The 17,305-nt window shown below is 48.4% G+C and carries 14 protein-coding genes and 1 tRNA gene; 8 read left to right on the top strand and 7 right to left on the bottom strand.

Annotation, left to right across the window (positions count from 1 at the left end):
- The first annotated feature begins 115 nt into the window (after nt 1-115).
- Nucleotides 116-2,788, top strand: a complete 2,673-nt coding sequence (locus Q4E93_RS05800; RefSeq protein WP_303583349.1) for a putative LPS assembly protein LptD — start codon at nt 116-118, stop codon at nt 2,786-2,788.
- Here the strand turns inward: Q4E93_RS05800 and Q4E93_RS05795 are convergent.
- The 4 genes from Q4E93_RS05795 to Q4E93_RS05780 form a co-directional block, all read right to left on the bottom strand.
- Nucleotides 2,782-3,576, bottom strand: coding sequence for a lysophospholipid acyltransferase family protein (locus tag Q4E93_RS05795; RefSeq protein ID WP_303583347.1), 795 nt, complete (start codon nt 3,574-3,576; stop codon nt 2,782-2,784). The two genes, Q4E93_RS05800 and Q4E93_RS05795, sit on opposite strands and share 7 nt — an antisense overlap.
- A complete protein-coding gene (gene ung, locus Q4E93_RS05790; RefSeq protein ID WP_303583345.1) occupies nt 3,573-4,253 on the bottom strand; it encodes a uracil-DNA glycosylase in 681 nt (226 codons plus the stop codon). Before ung ends, Q4E93_RS05795 begins: the two co-directional genes overlap by 4 nt.
- Nucleotides 4,254-4,357: 104 nt before the next feature.
- On the bottom strand, nt 4,358-4,885 hold the full coding sequence (locus Q4E93_RS05785; RefSeq protein WP_303583344.1) for a DUF4833 domain-containing protein: 528 nt from the start codon (nt 4,883-4,885) through the stop codon (nt 4,358-4,360).
- Between the two features lie 71 nt (nt 4,886-4,956).
- Entirely contained in the window at nt 4,957-7,101 is a 2,145-nt protein-coding gene (locus Q4E93_RS05780) for an elongation factor G (RefSeq protein WP_303583342.1), read from the bottom strand.
- 148 nt (nt 7,102-7,249) lie between these two features.
- Here Q4E93_RS05780 and Q4E93_RS05775 point away from each other — a divergent pair, with 148 nt between their 5' ends.
- From Q4E93_RS05775 to Q4E93_RS05755, 5 genes are all read left to right on the top strand, one after another.
- Nucleotides 7,250-8,062 (top strand): helix-turn-helix domain-containing protein, encoded by an 813-nt coding sequence (locus tag Q4E93_RS05775; protein ID WP_303583340.1) that lies wholly within the window; start codon nt 7,250-7,252, stop codon nt 8,060-8,062.
- 145 nt (nt 8,063-8,207) lie between these two features.
- Nucleotides 8,208-9,335 (top strand): ScyD/ScyE family protein, encoded by a 1,128-nt coding sequence (locus tag Q4E93_RS05770; RefSeq protein ID WP_303583338.1) that lies wholly within the window; start codon nt 8,208-8,210, stop codon nt 9,333-9,335.
- Between the two features lie 129 nt (nt 9,336-9,464).
- Nucleotides 9,465-9,538 (top strand) — tRNA-Arg (locus Q4E93_RS05765).
- Between the two features lie 455 nt (nt 9,539-9,993).
- Nucleotides 9,994-10,821, top strand: a complete 828-nt coding sequence (locus Q4E93_RS05760) for a KilA-N domain-containing protein (RefSeq protein ID WP_303583336.1) — start codon at nt 9,994-9,996, stop codon at nt 10,819-10,821.
- Between the two features lie 819 nt (nt 10,822-11,640).
- Entirely contained in the window at nt 11,641-12,951 is a 1,311-nt protein-coding gene (locus Q4E93_RS05755) for an alpha-L-fucosidase (RefSeq protein WP_303583334.1), read from the top strand.
- 263 nt (nt 12,952-13,214) lie between these two features.
- Here the strand turns inward: Q4E93_RS05755 and Q4E93_RS05750 are convergent, their stop codons facing one another.
- The 3 genes from Q4E93_RS05750 to Q4E93_RS05740 form a co-directional block, all read right to left on the bottom strand.
- Complete coding sequence (locus tag Q4E93_RS05750; RefSeq protein ID WP_303583332.1) at nt 13,215-13,670, bottom strand: OB-fold protein; 456 nt, start codon at nt 13,668-13,670, stop codon at nt 13,215-13,217.
- 362 nt (nt 13,671-14,032) lie between these two features.
- Nucleotides 14,033-14,275, bottom strand: coding sequence for a hypothetical protein (locus Q4E93_RS05745; protein ID WP_303583330.1), 243 nt, complete (start codon nt 14,273-14,275; stop codon nt 14,033-14,035).
- 467 nt (nt 14,276-14,742) lie between these two features.
- Nucleotides 14,743-15,264 carry a MepB family protein gene (locus tag Q4E93_RS05740; RefSeq protein ID WP_303583328.1) on the bottom strand — a complete coding sequence of 174 codons (522 nt, stop codon included), beginning with the start codon at nt 15,262-15,264 and terminating at the stop codon, nt 14,743-14,745.
- A 117-nt stretch (nt 15,265-15,381) separates the two neighbouring features.
- On the opposite strand from Q4E93_RS05740, the gene Q4E93_RS05735 reads away from it, so the two are divergent.
- The gene (locus tag Q4E93_RS05735; protein WP_303583326.1) at nt 15,382-15,978 is read left to right on the top strand and encodes an RNA polymerase sigma-70 factor; all 597 of its coding nucleotides are present in this window, start codon (nt 15,382-15,384) and stop codon (nt 15,976-15,978) included.
- 66 nt (nt 15,979-16,044) lie between these two features.
- Nucleotides 16,045-17,232, top strand: a complete 1,188-nt coding sequence (locus tag Q4E93_RS05730) for a FecR family protein (RefSeq protein ID WP_303583324.1) — start codon at nt 16,045-16,047, stop codon at nt 17,230-17,232.
- Nucleotides 17,233-17,305 lie beyond the last annotated feature (73 nt).

The raw sequence follows: 17,305 nt of genomic DNA, 5'->3' as shown, positions 1-17,305 counted from the left end.
TAGCTCAAAATATCCACTGACATTGATTTTTACTGCTATATTCTTTTCAGTAACGTTCAATAGTCCTGCAAATTATTCGTCCACTACACGTTTTTACAAAATATTCACACCTTGCGTGGACACCATCAAACCCGGCTTTCTGCAGCCCCGTGCCCCGTTCCGGAAGGATAAGGATACTGTTCCCTCCCGTTTGGACTCATCGCGGCTCGACTCGCTCTTAAAGGCAGGTGATACCGCAGGGGCCAACCTGCTCAGGCTGGGCAGCGACACCATCCCCGATTCGCTGCGCCGTCAGGTGGTGGATACGCCGGATTATAAGATCAGCAAGGACACCATGGAGGCGGCCATCGACTATAAGGCATCCGACTCCGTCGTCATGGATATCCCCACTAAGAATATCACATTATATAATAAAGCGAATGCCAAATATAAGGATGCGGACCTCACAGCTTACAAGATCGAGTATGATCAGCAGCGTAACCTGGTGACCGCCACACCCACCAAAGACACGGCAGGCACTGTCATCGGCATGCCCAAAATGGTGCAGGCGGAGAATACAATGACGTCCGATACCATACTATACAATATCAAGAGCCAGAAAGGGCTTACCCAGCACACCTATACCACGGCCGGATCCGATATGTTCGTGCATGCGGAAAAAATGAAGAAGATCAGCCCCGAAGAATATTACGCTTACCGGGGCATTTTCACCACATGTAACCTCGACACGCCCCACTTTGCCTTCCGCACCAACAAGATGAAGCTGATCAATAAGAAGTTTGCCATTACGGGACCCATCCATCCGGAGTTCGAAGGCGTGCCCATCCCGATCTATATCCCGTTTGGCTTCTTCCCGATCTCCACCGGCCGTCATTCCGGATTGCTCCCTCCCCAGTTCACCACCAGCGACCAGGCGGGGATTGGTCTGGAAGGACTGGGCTATTACAAGGTGATCAACGATTATTTCGACGTTACACTGAGGACCAACCTTTATTCCTACGGAGGGTGGAATATCTACGTCACGCCCACCTATCGAAAGCGGTACCGGTACAGCGGCCAGTTGAATTTCGCCCTGCAGAACACGCGTTTATTGACCAGCTCAGGCAAAGATGAATATACCAACAGCAGGACATGGAGCCTTAACTGGGGTCATACAGTGGACGCCAAGGCAAGACCAGGCACCAACTTTTCCGCGAATGTCAACGTGATGTCCACGAAGTACAATTCTTATCTTCCGAATAATCCCACCGCCAATTATAACAACCAGCTGGGGTCTTCCATCACCTATTCCAAGACCTGGGACGGGAAGTACAACCTGACGGTGGGCGCTACCCACAGCCAGAACAACCAAAGCAAGCAGATCCAGGTCAGCTTGCCTAACCTGGCGTTCACCGCGCCTACGATCTATCCTTTACAGAAGAAGGACTTTGTCGGCACGCCCAAATGGTATGAAAAGCTGGGCGTCGGCCTGACCACGAATATCTCGGGTGGCGTAACCTTCTATGATTCGGCCGCTAATTTTAAGAAGATCATCGACACCTTCCAGTGGGGCGCCCAGAACAGCGTGCCCATCAGCCTGGCCCTGCCGCTGAAAGGCCCCATCCAGGTCACGCCCGGTATGAGCTTTGCCAATAAGATCTTTTCCCGGAGACTGATCCAGGTATATGATTCGGCTAAGAATAAAGTGGACACGGTGACGATCCAGAAAGGTATCTATTCCATGGAGAATGTTTCCTTCAGCCTTAGCCTGAGCACCGCCATCTTCGGTACCTTCCAGAATTTCGGCAAGAAAAGTTCCCTGATGGGTATCCGTCATGTCATCCGGCCCACGGTCAGCTTCAGCTATACACCGGACCTTGCCCGCAGCGGCTATTACGACCTGAAGACTCCCTGGACGGACAGTTCCACGCATGAAACAGGCATGACGCGCGAAACTTTTTACAAAGGCGCCACGTATAGTCCTTTCGGAGAAGGCGTTTTCGGCGGTATATCCTTTGGACTGGACAACCACATCGAAATAAAGACCCGCTCGAAGAAGGATACCTCAGACGCCGGTATCAAAAAGATCACCATCATCGACGGATTCGGCTTCAACGGCAGCTACAACTACCTGGCCGATTCCATGAAGCTGTCCCCCATTACTTTTTATTTCCGTAGCACCCTCCTGCAGAAGATCAATATCACTGGCGGCGCTACGCTGAATCCATACGCAGACTCCGCCGGCCGGCCCACGAAATATTATGCCTGGACAAGAGGACAGTCCATAGGCCGCATCACGGGTGGCAACCTGGCTATCTCCACCAGCTTTAAAAGCAAGCCCAAGGATGATAAGCTGGAAAAGGACAAGCAGGCCCTCGAGAAGGACCAGATACCCATGACCATGGAAGAGCAGCAGGCCCAGCTGAACTATATCCGTCAAAACCCCGGTCAATTCGCGGATTTCAATATTCCCTGGTCCCTCAATCTGTCTTTTTCGCTTAACTATTCCACGACAAGACGGGCCGACTACAGCGGCTATGATAAGACGATATCTTCTTCCATCAACTGGAGCGGGGATTTCAACCTCACGGAAAAATGGAAGATAGGGCTCACGGGCTACTATGACGTCAAATATGCAAAGATGCAGACGCTCACCGCATCCATTTCCCGGGATATGCACTGCTGGCAGATGTCGATCAACGTGACCCCCGTGGGCTACAACCATTTCTTCAGCTTTACCATCAGTCCCAAGTCAGGTATCCTGCAGGACCTGAAGATCAATCGGACGAAATACTTCTACGCTCAGTAAGCATGCTGCAAATAATAATCCTTCATGATCTCGAACACCCGCTGTTTGAGGCTCTCCACCGTCTCCCCCGGCGCGGGGACCACAGGGGGTAGAAAATGCATCGCCAGCCGGTGGGGGCGGAAATAAAAGGTCTTGCCTGCCGGCATGATCTTCCGGCTGTTGAAGATAAGGGCGGGGATGATAGCCTTGCCCGTGTGCAGGGCCAGCCGGAAGGCGCCATTGTGGAATTCTTTCAGGGGCTGATCCGTCTTATTACGGGTCCCTTCGGGGTAGAGACACATGTGGAGGCCCATCTCCAGCACTTCTTTCATTCTGGCAAAGCTGTCCCTTCGGCTGTTCTCATCTTTACGGTCCACCAGCACGCTGCCGGTCCTGTACATGAGGCCAAAAATGGGAACCTTCGCCATTTCTATTTTCGCGATCGTCTTATTGCCGCCGGGAATAAAGGGAGTAGAGACCGGGACGTCTACCAGGGCATTGTGGTTGCAAACGACAATATAGGTCTCGCCTTTCCGGAAATTTTCTCTTCCTTTCACCCGCAACGGGCAGCCGGCCAGCGGCAGAAAAACATTCATCCATACCCGTGACATACGGATGAAGCTTCGTGTCTTTTGCGGGTCCTTTCTGAAATAGCAGAAGAGCAGGAAGGGGATCAGGAACAGCAGCATCGTGACGACGAAGATAATGATGACCCAGACGGCCCACAGGCTCCAGATGAAGTCACCAGGGCCCGACTGTTGGATACGGCCGCCTTCGAAGTTTTTTTTCTGTTGGTCTTTATCAGTCATATGTTTTCCAGCTTCCAGTCGATGGGGGTGATACCTTTGTCCTCCAGCCAGGCATTGGCCTTGGAAAAATGTTTGCAGCCAAAGAACCCCTTATCCGCAGAGAAAGGGGAGGGGTGCGCGGCTTTCAGCACCAGGTGCTTCGTCTCATCCACCAGGCTTTGCTTTTCCTGCGCGAATTTTCCCCATAACATGAATACGCAGTGGTCTTTCATGTCGGAGATCTTTTGGATGACGGCATTGGTGAATTCGGCCCAGCCGATGCCCGCATGGCTCATTGGTTCATTGGCCCGGACGGTGAGGGACGCATTCAACAGCATGACGCCCTGTTCCGCCCAGTGGGTCAGGTTGCCGTGATTGGGGATAGGTATCCCCAGGTCGTTCCTCAATTCCTTAAAAATATTGACAAGAGAAGGGGGCGGTGGAATGCCTTTCTGAACGGAGAAGCTGAGCCCATGGGCCTGTCCGGGTCCATGATAGGGGTCCTGCCCCAGTATGACAACCTTCAGCTCATCGAATGGAGTAGTATTAAACGCATTGAAGATTAGACTCCCCGGCGGGTAGATCGTCCTGCCGGCCATTCTTTCCGACTTAAGATGGGTGGTGGCCTGCAGGAAATAGGGTTTGGTAAACTCCTGCTTAAGCACCTCTTTCCAGCTTTCTTCTATTTTTACGTCCATGCATGGATGTTTAGGGGCCTAAGATAGGATAATCTTCCTAATCCTCCTGATGGCGCATGTCCTCCCGACCACGCATGTCCTCCTGATGGCGCATGTCCTGGTCATCAGCCTTTCGGAATGACTTTCTCCGTCACGGGCTCCCCGGTGGAAAAGTCCTTGCCGGTGAACAGGACATATTCAGCCTTTACACTTAAACCCAACGACCCGTCTTTAATTTTGATGAACATTTTGTCGAGATACATTTTCCTGTTATTTACCTGGATGTAAACCACAGGCCTGGCATGGCTATCCAGAATAAGATAGAATTTTAGTCTTTTGGAAGCCGCCAGGTTCATCTCATATGAATTCCGGGCCAGGTATTTCACCTCCATTCCATAGGCCATTTTTCTTTGGATGCCGGATAAAGGTTTCTTTTTCCCGCCTTCCGTATAGACGATCCTGTAAATATCCAGGGGGTCATCCGTCAGGATAGTGGTGTCTTTCATTCTGGCGTCATACACGTACGTGTTATAGTTATCGCTGTGCTGGATATAGAACAACCTGGTATCGCTGTTGGGAGGGACAGGGTAGCCGGTCTGCCCATACGTACAAACGGCAGATAGTAGTACCAAGGCAAAGAACAGGACTTTCATATTAACCGTAAATCTACGCAATCGCTTCCAATAAAGTCCCACCGGGGCCTGGCGGCAGACCGGTGACCCATCTACGCTTCCTGATGGTGATGCGCAGTGACCTTACTGTATTCGTCGATCAGCCTCCGCTGCATGTCGGGAGGCATGGCAGCGTATTCCAGGAATTCCATTCTATACCTGGCCCTGCCCTGTGTAAGGCTCCGGAGCGAAGAGGAGAAGTCGTGCATCTCTGCCAGGGGCACCCGCCCGATGATCTTGGTGAAATGCCCTTCGGCATCCATGCCTTCAATGAGGGCGCGGCGGCTCTGCAGGTCGCTGATGATGCCTCCCGTCTGGTCATCGGGACACAGCACCGTCACGGTATAGATAGGCTCCAGGATCTGCGGGTCGGCTTGTTGGAATGCCTGCTTAAAGGCCATGAGCCCCGCAATTTTAAAGGAGATGTCATTGGAGTCCACGGGATGCATCTTCCCATCGTAGACGATCACCCGCACATCCCGGACATAGGATCCTGTCAGGGGGCCTTCATGCATTTTTTCCATGACGCCTTTCAGGATGGAGGGGAGGAATCTGGTGTCGATGGCTCCTCCCACGATGCAGTTGAGGAATACCAGCTTGCCCCCCCAGTCCAGGATATATTCCTCTCTCCCGCGTACGGAGAGCCCTTTGGGATCAGGCATGCCTTCATACCAGGGCTCCACCTGCATGTATACTTCCCCGAACTGCCCCGCGCCGCCGGATTGTTTCTTGTGACGATAGCTGGACTGCACCATCTTCCGGATGGTCTCCCGGTAAGGGATGCGGGGCTTGCCGAAATTTACGTGCAGGTTTTTGGAGATATGTTCCAGCTTCCACTTGATGACGGAAAGATGCAGCTCTCCCTGGCAATGCAAAAGGGTCTGCCTGAGCTCCTGGGAGACTTCCACGATGACCGTGGGATCCTCTTCCCGCACCTGGTGAAGGGCCATGGAAAGCTTCTCTTCGTCTCCTTTTTGTGCCGGCTCGATGGCAATGCTCAACAGGGGAGGAGGGAAAGCGATGGGGGCAAGCTCGTAGTTCTTCCCCCGGGCATGGAGAGTATTATTGACATGGGTATGTTTCAGCTTGATGGTGGCGCCGATGTCCCCGGCAGTCAGCTGGTTGACGGCCGTCCGTTTGCTGCCTTCCACGACAAAGAGCTGGTTGAGCTTTTCGGTGACGCCATTGGATTCGTTCACCAGCTCCATCCCGGATTTCACCGTGCCGGAAAAGACCTTGAAAAAGCTCATATCCCCGATGTGCGCTTCCGACATGGTCTTATAGATAAAGATGCAGGGAGGTCCTTCGGGATCACAGGGCAGGAGGTCTCCGCCCAGTGTTTGCTGTGGCGGCATTTCAGCAGGGCAGGGACATACATTGTCGATAAAGCCCATGATACGGCCGCTGCCCATATTCCTTTTGGCGGAGAGACAGAAAAGAGGGAACAGGTCATGGTTGATCATGGCTTTTTTCAGCCCTTCCCGCATTTCATCCTCATCCAGCTCTCCTTTGTCGAAGTATTTTTCCATGAGGGTCTCGTCGTTGCCCGCGATGGCCTCGATCAATTCCTTGTGAAGACGGTCTGCTTTTTCCCGCTCTTCATCGGGTATCGGCAGCTTTTCCGGCTTGCCCCCCTCTCCGGGGAATTTGTATTGGGTCATCCGGAGGACATCGATGATGGAGTCGAACCCCAGCCCCTGGTTCAAAGGGTATTGCACGACGACGACATTGGGACCGAAATGGTCCCGGGCCTGGTTGACCGTGGCGTCGAAATCCGCCTTGTCCTGGTCCAGCTTATTGACAGCCAGCAGGATGGGGGTTTTGAACCGCTCCGTATATTCCCAGATGAGGTCGGCGCCTACTTCCACTCCGAAAACGGCGTTGAGCAACAAGACCCCGGTGTCCGCCACACGCAGGGCCGATACCACCTCCCCCACGAAATCGTCATAGCCGGGCGTGTCGAGGATGTTGATCTTGTAGCCCCGCCATTGGGTATGGAGGAGTTTGGAGAAAATGGAGTTGCCGCGTTGCTGTTCCAGCTCGTAAAAGTCACTGACAGTGTTCTTTTCTTCGATGGTGCCGCGGCGGGTGAGAAGTCCTGCTTCAAAGAGCATGCATTCGGCGAGGGTAGACTTGCCGGAGCCGGCATGGCCTAACAGGACTATGTTCTTGACGTGAGAGGTGTCGAAGCTAGTCATGGCAAGCGAATTTCCTATTAAGTTACGGAAAATATTCGTTGATCGGACGGCGGCCTAACAGAATAAATAATGGTGCATCAATAAATATATTTAAATTTAGGTATATAAACCTCGCTGGTATACAAGGTAGACGGTAAATGGAGTAGCAATGAGATACGAATTTCGCGCTTATACCCCTTGCATTGCCTTGGAGCCTTATGTGAATTGTTATTTACATATGAAAGGCAGCCGGTGCGCTCACTGGCAGCAGCAGCTTGTTCCTGGCAATATCCAGGGCCTTGGTTTTATCTTTGGTGGCAGCATACAGTCTTCCCTGGTTCCCGATGCTTCGACGATCAGGAGCTTTGTGCTGGGGCAGCTGCAAAAGCCGGTCGCCGTCCATTTCAAAGAGGATCTCGATCTGATCACCGTCTTATTTAAGGCCACGGGAATGTACCGGCTCTTTGGAATTCCTATGCAGCTCTTTGCCGACAGGAGCATTGATTTCGAGCTGCTCTGCAGCCAGCAGGATGAAGTGGCCGTTCGCAACGTTTTCTGCAGCGATACGACGGAAAAAAGGATCGCAGCCATTGAAGCCTTGCTGCTGGAAAAACTTCCACAGCATCCGGTGCAGTATGCCGACCGCATCGAATATGCAAGCCGGCTTATGCTCAGCCAGGGCGGAAATCTCACGGTGAATCAATTGGCCAGGGAGGTGAACATGAGTAAAAGGAATCTGGAGCGTCATTTCATCGGTCAGGTAGGACTATCACCCAAGAGCTTTTCATGCATTGCCCGCATCAAAAATGTATTGGAGCTGATCATCCATCAGCCCATATCTGCCTGGAAAGATATTGCTCAAAAGCTGGAATACGCCGATCAGGCTCATTTCTTCCACGAATTCAAAAAATTTACGGGAAAGACGCCAGGGGAATATTTCCGGTCCATCACTGTCTTTGATCATTTTCTCTATGCCGGATAAAAAATGGCGCATTTATACAATAGGTTCCTCTTTATTTTAGATAGCTTAGCCGCCCGATCATGATTGGCTTATCTCTCCCACGCCATCTTTGCAAAGTATAATTTGTTATCAACTCCTATCATTAAGCAAAACTAAAAAATTGTTTATGGAAACATCGTTATACTCCAGAGTGAGCATCTTCTTCGCCCTCACACTTATGTTATCTTCCTGCAGAAAAAATTTACCATCATTTTGCGATTGTAAGCCGGAGGATGTTGTCGGTACAGCCTCGGTATTCTCCACCGGGTTCAATAATCCAAGAGGCCTCAAGTTCGGTCCCGACGGATATCTGTATGTCGCCGAGGCCGGCATTGGAGGTATGGACAGCAGCATGGGCTGTGCGCAGGTCATACCCCCCGTCGGTCCTTATAGGGGCAGCCCCACCGGAGCCCGCATATCCAGGGTCAATTGGGACGGAGTCCGTACCACTTATGTGGACAGCCTGCCTTCCAGCATAAACGCGTTAGGCGATATCTTAGGGGTGGCGGATGTGTCTTTTTTCAACAACACGCTTTATGCGCTGCTGGCAGGCGCCGGTTGTTCACACGGGGTTCCCTCTATACCCAACGGTGTCATAAAGATCAACCCCGACCGGTCCTGGAAGACGTTTGCCGATCTCAGCGCTTTCCAGATGAGCCATCCCGTGAAAGCGCCCGAAGAGGAAGATTTCGAGCCGGACGGCACCTGGTATAGTATGGTGACAGTAGGAGGGGATCTCTTTGCAATTGAACCCAACCACGGAGAGCTGGACAGGATCTCTAGATCAGGCGATGTCCGCCGGGTGGTCGACATCTCCGCCAGCCAGGGACACGTCGTTCCTACGGCAATGGTATTTCACAACGGCTTCTTTTATGTCGGCAACCTGGACGTATTCCCTATAACAGGGAAGTCCAAAATTTACAAGATCTCCATGGCCGGTGACATTCATATCGTGGACACCGGGTTCTCCACGATCCTGGGTATCGCCATCGATAAGGCCGGCGCGCTGTACGTGTTGGAAAATACGACAGGCAATCCCTTCCCCACGCCCGGCACAGGCGATATCATCCGGCTTGACCCCCGCGGAGGCAGAAAAGCCATCGTCACCGGATTGAACTTGCCGACTGCCATGACCTTCGGGCCCGACGAGAAATTATATGTTTCCAATTGGGGTTTTGGGAAAGGCCCCGGAGGAGGGGAGGTGCTGCAGATCGATATCACCTGTTCCAACAACCATCAATCGAAAAATAAATAAAGGGGTACAGAGAAATGTGGCGTCAGCCGTACGCGTCCGGACTGGTAAAACAGTTTGGCCGCTTGCGGCTTTTTTTTTAGCTTTGCAGCCGTTTCGGCCGTTGGCAATTAACCTTACGGCGGAAATTTCGACCCGGTAGCTCAGCTGAATAGAGCAGCTGCCTTCTAAGCAGCAGGTCATTGGTTTGAATCCAATCCGGGTCACAAGGCCGACCAGACGAAGTCTGGCCGGCTTTTTTTGTTTGGGAGCGCGCGAGCTCGCTCGCAGGCGCGGACAAGCAAAAAAGCCGCGGGCCGCGATAGCGGACCGGGAGGCTTCGGGTAAGGCCCTCGCAGGAGTACGGATCGCCGGAGGCAATCCATTCCGGGTCATTAACCAACATTCAATTTTTAGAACCCGCTCTGGCAGCGGGTTCTTTGTGTTTGAATTCGTCAGCGCCTTACTTCCGATTAATATAAGCAATTCATTATTAATAATTTTAAGGTTTGAATCCTGACGGGGTGATTGCTGCCGTCAGCAACGTTTTTTAAAATTTGAGGTACTATTTTTTCTACATTTGCACAACTCCTGCGTTTCCACCCATTCTCCATTACTGGTTTTTATTGTTAATAATCGGCATTTGCTGATATGCATGCCAATGCCAATAATACATTATTCTATGCCTGATAAAAAGCAAACAATTGAAGTAAAAGGTACCACCATTACCATAATCCACGTCAATCAAGCAGACTATATTTCATTGACTGATATGGTCAAGAATTTCGAAGACGGATTGGCGTTGATTGAGAGATGGCTTCGGAATAAAAATACCGTCGAATTTTTAGGGATTTGGAAGAAAATCAATAACGCTAATTTTAATTCCCTCGAATTCGGGGGAATTATGCTCGAAGCAGGCCTCAACAGGTTTACTCTGTCTGTCAAGAAATGGGTGGAAAAGACCAATGGTATTGGGCTGATTGCCAGAGCCGGCCGTTTTAATAGTGGCACGTACGCCCATAAAGATATCGCCTTTGAATTTGGATCCTGGTTAAGCGCCGAGTTCAAGCTGTATATGATTAAAGAATTCCAACGCCTGAAGGACGAGGAAAGCAGCAGTAAGAGACTGGAGTGGGATTTTCAGCGCACCTTATCCAAGATTAATTATCGCATCCACACGGATGCTATTAAGGAAGCGTTGATTCCCCCTGCTGTTACAAAAGACCAAATTGCTACGATATATGCCACCGAAGCTGACATGCTGAATGTGGCATTGTTTGGAAGTACAGCCAAACAATGGAGGGAACATAATCCGGGTAAGCCAGGTAATATCCGGGACGAGGCCACGCTGGAACAATTGGTCGTATTGTCTAACATGGAAAGTATCAATGCCCTTTTGCTGCATCAAGGGCTTACACAAACTGAAAGGCTGCAAAAACTTAACCAAGCCGCAATTCAGCAAATGAAATCCCTCCTGACCAGCCCCACCATTAAAAGACTTTCAAAATGATGAAAGCCAACTAAAAGCCGATAAAAGCTCCAAATCTTCCTTAACCCGGTTTGAAATCCGTCCAATCCGGGTCACAAGGCCGACCAGACGAAGTCTGGCCGGCCTTTTTCGTTTTGGGAGCGGGGCAAACTTGTTTGCTAAAGCGAAAAACGGAAAAGCCGCATCCCGCGATGGCGGGATGGTCGGCCTTGGGTAAGGCCCTCGAAGGGTTATCGGGATCGGCGGAGCTAATCCCGCCCGGTTCACAACGACCCCTCAGCAAAGCTGAGGGGTCGTGTCTCAGTATGATATTCTGCAACTATTATTTCACGTTTGCGAGGCTGTCAATTGAAGATTGGATAGCTATCAATCGAGCATGAACGGCTCCAAGTTGCGCCTCTGCGCTGTCGTAAAGGCCTTTGTAATTACAGCCAGCTACCCTTTCCCTTATGTTATTAGCGCTATCCTTAAGTAACTTTTGCTCACTTAAAAGGTTCGTCTGCGCGTTGTTGCAAGCGTATCCACACACGAATATGATGAGAAGGCATAAGATGGCTGAAAATTTCATTTGAAGTTTTATTTAAAGCTGGAAAAATTAGAACCTATGTTTGGTGCTATATAACAAATAACAGCTTCAGCGGTTCCTTTCATATTGTAGCTTCCACTTTTCTTTGCTATGATACAAAAATACAAAACCTTGTGCTTATTCGCTCGCGCATCAAAGTTCAAACTGACACACTACAAAAATGATTTACCAGATGTATTAAAACATTTAATGTTGATAACTTTATAATTCAAAAAAATTATATTTGTCATTTATTATATGCCAATACAAATTCAATGAGAAAATACTTTTTAATCCTTTCGCTTATTATCGTCGCACATAATTCTTTTGGGCAGGTAGTTGTAGATTCCTCACTGTTGCTTTCACAAAAAGACATACAATGGTGGAAGGGAGCCAAATTCGGATTGTTCATTCATTTTGGATTATACTCCGTTTTGGGACAAGGTGAATGGGCTATGTTTGAGAGACGAATGGACACATCTGAATATGGAAAACTAAAAGACTCCTTCACTGTTTCAAAGTTCTCCGGAAAAAATTGGGTAGACGTTGCAAAGCAGGCCGGTTGCAAGTATATGGTAGTCACATCAAGGCATCATGATGGCTTTAGTTTATTCAACACCAGCTTTGGTAACTACAATTCAATGAACACGCCTGCAAAAAAAGATCTGATAAAAGAATATGTTGATGCGGCGCATAATGCGGGGATGAAAGTAGGCATTTATTATTCTCCACTTGATTGGCGGTACCCTGGTTTCTTTTTCCCCGACCTGTATTATTCCAATGCGCTCGAGATGAAAAAGCAAACTTACACACAGGTTCGTGAGTTATTAAGCAACTATGGTAAGATCGATATTTTATGGTACGATGGAGGCGAAGACTCCTGGCTGGGCTTTGCAGGTTTGATGTGGGATGGAGGTAAAGGTTGGTACACACGTGGTATGGACAAGCCTTATAGGGGAAAGTTCAGCTGGGAACCTATTAAGCTTAATACAATGGTTAGAGAATTACAACCAAAGGTCGTGATCAATCCCCGTAGCGGCTGGATGGGTGATTTCAATACACAGGAGGTAAGATTGAGGGGAAGGGAAAACAGGCCCTGGGAATTATGCACCAATCTAAGCAATGCCGCCTGGGGGTGGACTCCTTCCGCGAAAGACAATATGATGACGTTGGACAGTTGCATCCGGTTGTTAGTCGCTGTCGTATGCCAGGATGGAAATTTGTTGTTGAATGTAGGTCCGAAAGCCGATGGCGAAATTGAACCTGCGCAAGTGCAGCGATTGAAAGAGATGGGAGATTTTCTTTCCAAATATGGAGAAAGTATTTATAACACAAGAGGAGGAGTTTGGGATGCAAATTGGGGAGGAACGACTTTCACCGATAATGAGATCTATGTTCATGTTCTAAGAGTCCCCACAAATGGGAGAATTATTCTGCCCTCTGTATCAAAAAAAATCACTTCTGTAAAATATCTCGGCACCAATGTAAATGTAGGCTTTAAACAAAGTGAGGGCGACATCGTATTGGACGGTATCTCCAATAAAGAAAACAAAACAGATATTATTTTGAAGGCAACTTTGAAATAGCTACTTTTCGCCGATCTTATCCCGGAGTCGATCACTTATAGCCGGCAAACGGGTCTATATTATGTTTCAAGCATCCACTGTCGATTAGAAGCTACTTGTTTTCAGACCATCCAAATGAGGATTCTTGAAAAATGTTAAACCTTTCAATTGCTTAAATTTAAATACCTTCAAAATGGTATTTATGAGAAAAGCATGCCCCGTTTTGAAGGGCATGCTGAACTCGTTTGTACTATTTTTGGAACAGCCGCAGTTTCGGTGCCGGTTTAGTTGGGCACTATTTTGCAGTCTTTCATCAGCACGTTTACCATCAGACCTTTGCAGGTACCCTTCACCGTCACCTTCGCTCCCTTCTCCAGAGCTGACAATGCCTGCTTGTCGTTTACATAGCATTGAACGCTGCGGATAGGGTCGGCCGAATTAAGCGTAATATAGGATTTGTCCAAAATGTCTTTACCGATGTCCTTGATGGTTCCGGTGACCCAGAATTCTTTCCCTTTAAAAGTTTCGTCCGCCCTTATTTCATTGCCCATGTATTCGGCCATCAGTTGTTCGGCCGAATAGGTATAGGTTTTCTTTAGTTCCGCTTCGGCGGAATCATTGTTTGAAGTTTGGGCTACGGCCTCTTTGCCTGCGGCCTTGGCGCCAGTCAGCCTGGAGATTACACCAAGGGCAACAAGACCTAGAAAAACAAATAGGATAACTTTTAATGTTTTTTTCATGAATCTGATTTTAGGGGGTTATAGTCATTTGCCAGTCAATTTAACGAAGTTCGGTTATGCTATATTGTTGTAATTGTATTTTAAAATAGCGCACTTCAAAAGCAATGACTATATGGAAAAAATAAACGTATATATATGATTGATAGACATTACATGATTTCCGATAGGCGGAGCTCCGGCGATCGATCATTTAAAGCTGTTGGCCGGAAGGAAATTTCTCTTCGACACTACCAAATTAGAATGGTAGTTCACAGTAGGCTAGCCGGAGAAGGGCTTCTACACGCAAAACTTCTTATAGATTAGGCTTTCGATGGCATCGTGCTGATTATTTGGGAAAGTATTGCTCTTTTCGAGCTAAAGACCTAAAGGCTATTTGAATCATCGCTTCCAGAAGCATCTTCATGCGGTTCGGTAGTTGGCATATCTTCTACAGCTCCGTGTTCCTTTCTCTTCGCCGCGATGAGTTGATGGAGGTATTGCTGCCGCACGTCATCGAGACTTTCCCGCCTTTCTCTCTGTTTTTCCTCTTTGACGCGATTGTACTCATTGAAAAGATAGATGGCAATGCCCGCTGCGAACATGGCTCCAGGAACATAAATTGTCATTAATTTAAGTTTTGCTAGAAATATTTAAAGTTCGAAATGCGTATTAGTGCTCTAGCGTTTTCTGCTCAACATAGTGTTTAACCACCTGGAGAAAGAGATTCCTTTTTCACGACTGACAAGCGCATCCAATACTGCAAAAAATCTTTATCTAACGACTGTGCTCCCACGATGGATGTTTTTACAAATTTAATTTTTTAATCCGGAATTAGGAAGCAAGACATGTATCCTGGAGACACCGAATTCTGTAACTTTATAAGATCAAATTTATCCGAATAAAAACAGGTAAGAAATCCTTAGTTCTTTGCGGTCAGAACGATCGACAAACTATGCAACTAGTTGAAAGTCAGTATAATACAATCCGATCCGAGTCACTTTAGAAGTTATTTTTCCGAAGCCCGAAGTTGCTTTTTTGCACGTCATTCCATTATTGCCCTACCGATTTTGCCGCTTCGTTGTTTTTTCGTCATTTACTTTCTTTTAGTAAATAATTTTCTTGTCAAGTCAAGATCGGTAGAGTGGTCGCTTTTAATGGTCAAAAAGTATTCAGCCTGCCAACTTTTAGTTTTTTCTGCTTGTCTATTGGTTACAGTGTCCCACGGTGGATAAACCCGAATTCCTCTTTTTCCATCTTTTCCGTTTTGAGAGATAATTCCTTTCTCGGCCAAAACTGATGTTGGAAAAACAAATTGCCCAATGTTGTCGCCAGTTCTTGATGTTATTACTACAAGATCAATGTCGTCAAAAATGTCAAAAGGTGCTGTTATTCCCTCCATGTTTCGTCGCCAGATAGTCACAAATTGTCCTGTTTTTGCCGGTGTGATTTTAGAAACTCTATGTTCAATGGTCTGTCCATCAAGTTTAAACGAACAGGCGCCGTATGCTACACTTTCTGCATTCAGTTGTAGATTTGTCAGGCGGAAACCACATTTGTCGTAAACCAATTCTTTCACAATTCTAAGGTCGTTATGAAGAGCGTTTTCAGGTGTCATAATTTACGGTTTTTTATTCCTGTTTGATGTCACGCTACAATCAACTGATTCCAGGCCTGGGATGATATTTTTTTCTTTTTTAAAAAAAATAATATCTTCATCACAGGGATTTGATTAATGGCAACTGCAAAAGAACATATTACGCCCGAACTACTGCGTAAGATTACAGCGGGAGACGAAAATGCTTTTCGTAGCTTATTTGACCTCTACAAAAATAATCTTTTCGACTATCTTATTGGTATTGTCAAATCCAGGCAGGTGGCAGAAGAGCTTGTCATGGACATCTTTCTGAAACTATGGCTTGGGCGGGAGTGGATTGCCGATATTGAGCATATTGAACCCTTTATCAAAAAGGTAGCCTATAACAAAGCGATCGATTTCCTCCGTTATGCCGCCAGGAACCAAAAGTTACAGCATATAATCGCCAGGGAAATGGCTGGCGAGGTGGACCGCTCCCTGGAAATGCAGCTGCTGGAGAAGGATTACCAGCATATCATACAGGAGGCCGTACGCCAACTATCCCCTCAGCGGCGCCTGGTCTACACCATGAGCCGGGAAAAGGGGATGACCCATGACGAAATTGCAAGAGAGCTCAATCTCTCCATACATACCGTAAGCAATCATACCAAGGAAGCCCTGAGATCCATACGGGGGTTCCTAAGCAGGAACAATGTACCTGTCACTGCTTTCCTGCTGTATACGCTGCAGAAATAATCTTTTTTTACGCCGGATAGCTGTTGCGCAATACCACGATCGTCTTTATAGTATAAGCCTTCTGACATGTCAAGTAATCCCATACGGCTACAATACCTTTTCGACCGGTACATCAACAATATCTGTTCGCCGGACGAGCTGAAGGAGTTTTGGCAATTGATGGGAGAACTGTCTGAAAATGATGTGGTTACCGAAGAGATCAAGCAATTGTGGGAAGTGAAGAAGCGTTCCCGCTATTCATCGGAGAATGTGGACTGGGACAGCCTGTTCGGGGAAATGATGCGTAAAGGAAGGAGCCTGGAGATAGATTATGAAAGGATCGGCAGGCGGAAAGTAAGGTGGATCCGGATCGCTGCTGCTGCCTGCGTCCTGGCCGCCATCGTCACGGGGGGCCTGTTCTTCCTGGTTAGCCGGAAAACGGACGGGACAACGACGCGGGCGGGGATCGTCAATGACCTTATGCCCGGGAAGAACGGCGCCATCCTTACCCTCGACAATGGCAGGCAGGTGATCTTGGACAGCACGGGTGATGGGGTCATTGCTAAACAGAATGGGGCAAGAATAGAGCTGAACAGCGGAAGGCTGACTTATCATAAGGATGACGGATCAACCGCAGCATCCCTTAATACAATGACAACTCCTGTGGGACGCAAGTATCAGCTGACGCTTTCGGACGGTACGAGGGTGTGGCTGAATGCGGCTTCTTCCGTTAGCTACCCCGCTACATTTCTGGGTGCGCAGAGAGTCGTATCGATCACCGGAGAGGCCTATTTCGAAGTGGCGGCGAATGCCAATAAGCCGTTCGTCGTGAATGCCAATGGCATGATGATCGAGGTGCTTGGTACAAATTTCAATATCAACGCGTACAGCGACGAAGATTTCTTAAAGACGACGCTCCTGTCTGGGTCCGTCAGGTTGAAAAAGGGGAGCAGCGAGCAATTGCTGTCCCCGGGACAACAAGCCCGATGGGGGAAGGATGAGCACTTCAGGGTCACCGACAATACAGACATGGATCTCGTAATGGCCTGGAAGAACGACGAATTCTACTTCAGCGATGCCGATCTTCCGACAGTCATGCGGCAGTTGTCCCGCTGGTACGACCTGGAGGTGATCTACGAGCCGGGAGCTCCGTTAAACAAGCATTTTGAAGGTGAAATACCTATGAATACCATGATCTCACAAGTACTGAGCGTTTTGGAAAAAAATGACGTCCATTTCCATTTGCAAGGGAAAAAACTAACCGTTCTGCCTTAGTATCTCCTATTACTGTGTCTTGTGCTATTGACGTTCCGAACGACGGGTAACTATTGCCAATTCAAAAACCAAA

Origin of the sequence: Flavitalea plasmicola, assembly GCF_030546645.1 — a bacterium.
Classification (GTDB): domain Bacteria; phylum Bacteroidota; class Bacteroidia; order Chitinophagales; family Chitinophagaceae; genus Puia.
This window is presented reverse-complemented; position numbering and strand designations above follow the sequence as displayed.

Excerpts from the sequence above, each read along its gene's own strand:
- Q4E93_RS05730 (WP_303583324.1), top strand. The coding sequence starts at position 16,045 with ATGTCAAGTAATCCCATACGGCTACAATACCTTTTCGACCGGTACATC.
- Q4E93_RS05770 (WP_303583338.1), top strand. The coding sequence starts at position 8,208 with ATGGAAACATCGTTATACTCCAGAGTGAGCATCTTCTTCGCCCTCACA.
- Q4E93_RS05740 (WP_303583328.1), bottom strand. The coding sequence starts at position 15,264 with ATGACACCTGAAAACGCTCTTCATAACGACCTTAGAATTGTGAAAGAA.
- Q4E93_RS05745 (WP_303583330.1), bottom strand. The coding sequence starts at position 14,275 with ATGACAATTTATGTTCCTGGAGCCATGTTCGCAGCGGGCATTGCCATC.
- Q4E93_RS05760 (WP_303583336.1), top strand. The coding sequence starts at position 9,994 with ATGCCTGATAAAAAGCAAACAATTGAAGTAAAAGGTACCACCATTACC.
- Q4E93_RS05750 (WP_303583332.1), bottom strand. The coding sequence starts at position 13,670 with ATGAAAAAAACATTAAAAGTTATCCTATTTGTTTTTCTAGGTCTTGTT.
- ung (WP_303583345.1), bottom strand. The coding sequence starts at position 4,253 with ATGGACGTAAAAATAGAAGAAAGCTGGAAAGAGGTGCTTAAGCAGGAG.
- Q4E93_RS05785 (WP_303583344.1), bottom strand. The coding sequence starts at position 4,885 with ATGAAAGTCCTGTTCTTTGCCTTGGTACTACTATCTGCCGTTTGTACG.
- Q4E93_RS05735 (WP_303583326.1), top strand. The coding sequence starts at position 15,382 with ATGGCAACTGCAAAAGAACATATTACGCCCGAACTACTGCGTAAGATT.
- Q4E93_RS05780 (WP_303583342.1), bottom strand. The coding sequence starts at position 7,101 with ATGACTAGCTTCGACACCTCTCACGTCAAGAACATAGTCCTGTTAGGC.
- Q4E93_RS05755 (WP_303583334.1), top strand. The coding sequence starts at position 11,641 with ATGAGAAAATACTTTTTAATCCTTTCGCTTATTATCGTCGCACATAAT.
- Q4E93_RS05795 (WP_303583347.1), bottom strand. The coding sequence starts at position 3,576 with ATGACTGATAAAGACCAACAGAAAAAAAACTTCGAAGGCGGCCGTATC.
- Q4E93_RS05775 (WP_303583340.1), top strand. The coding sequence starts at position 7,250 with ATGAGATACGAATTTCGCGCTTATACCCCTTGCATTGCCTTGGAGCCT.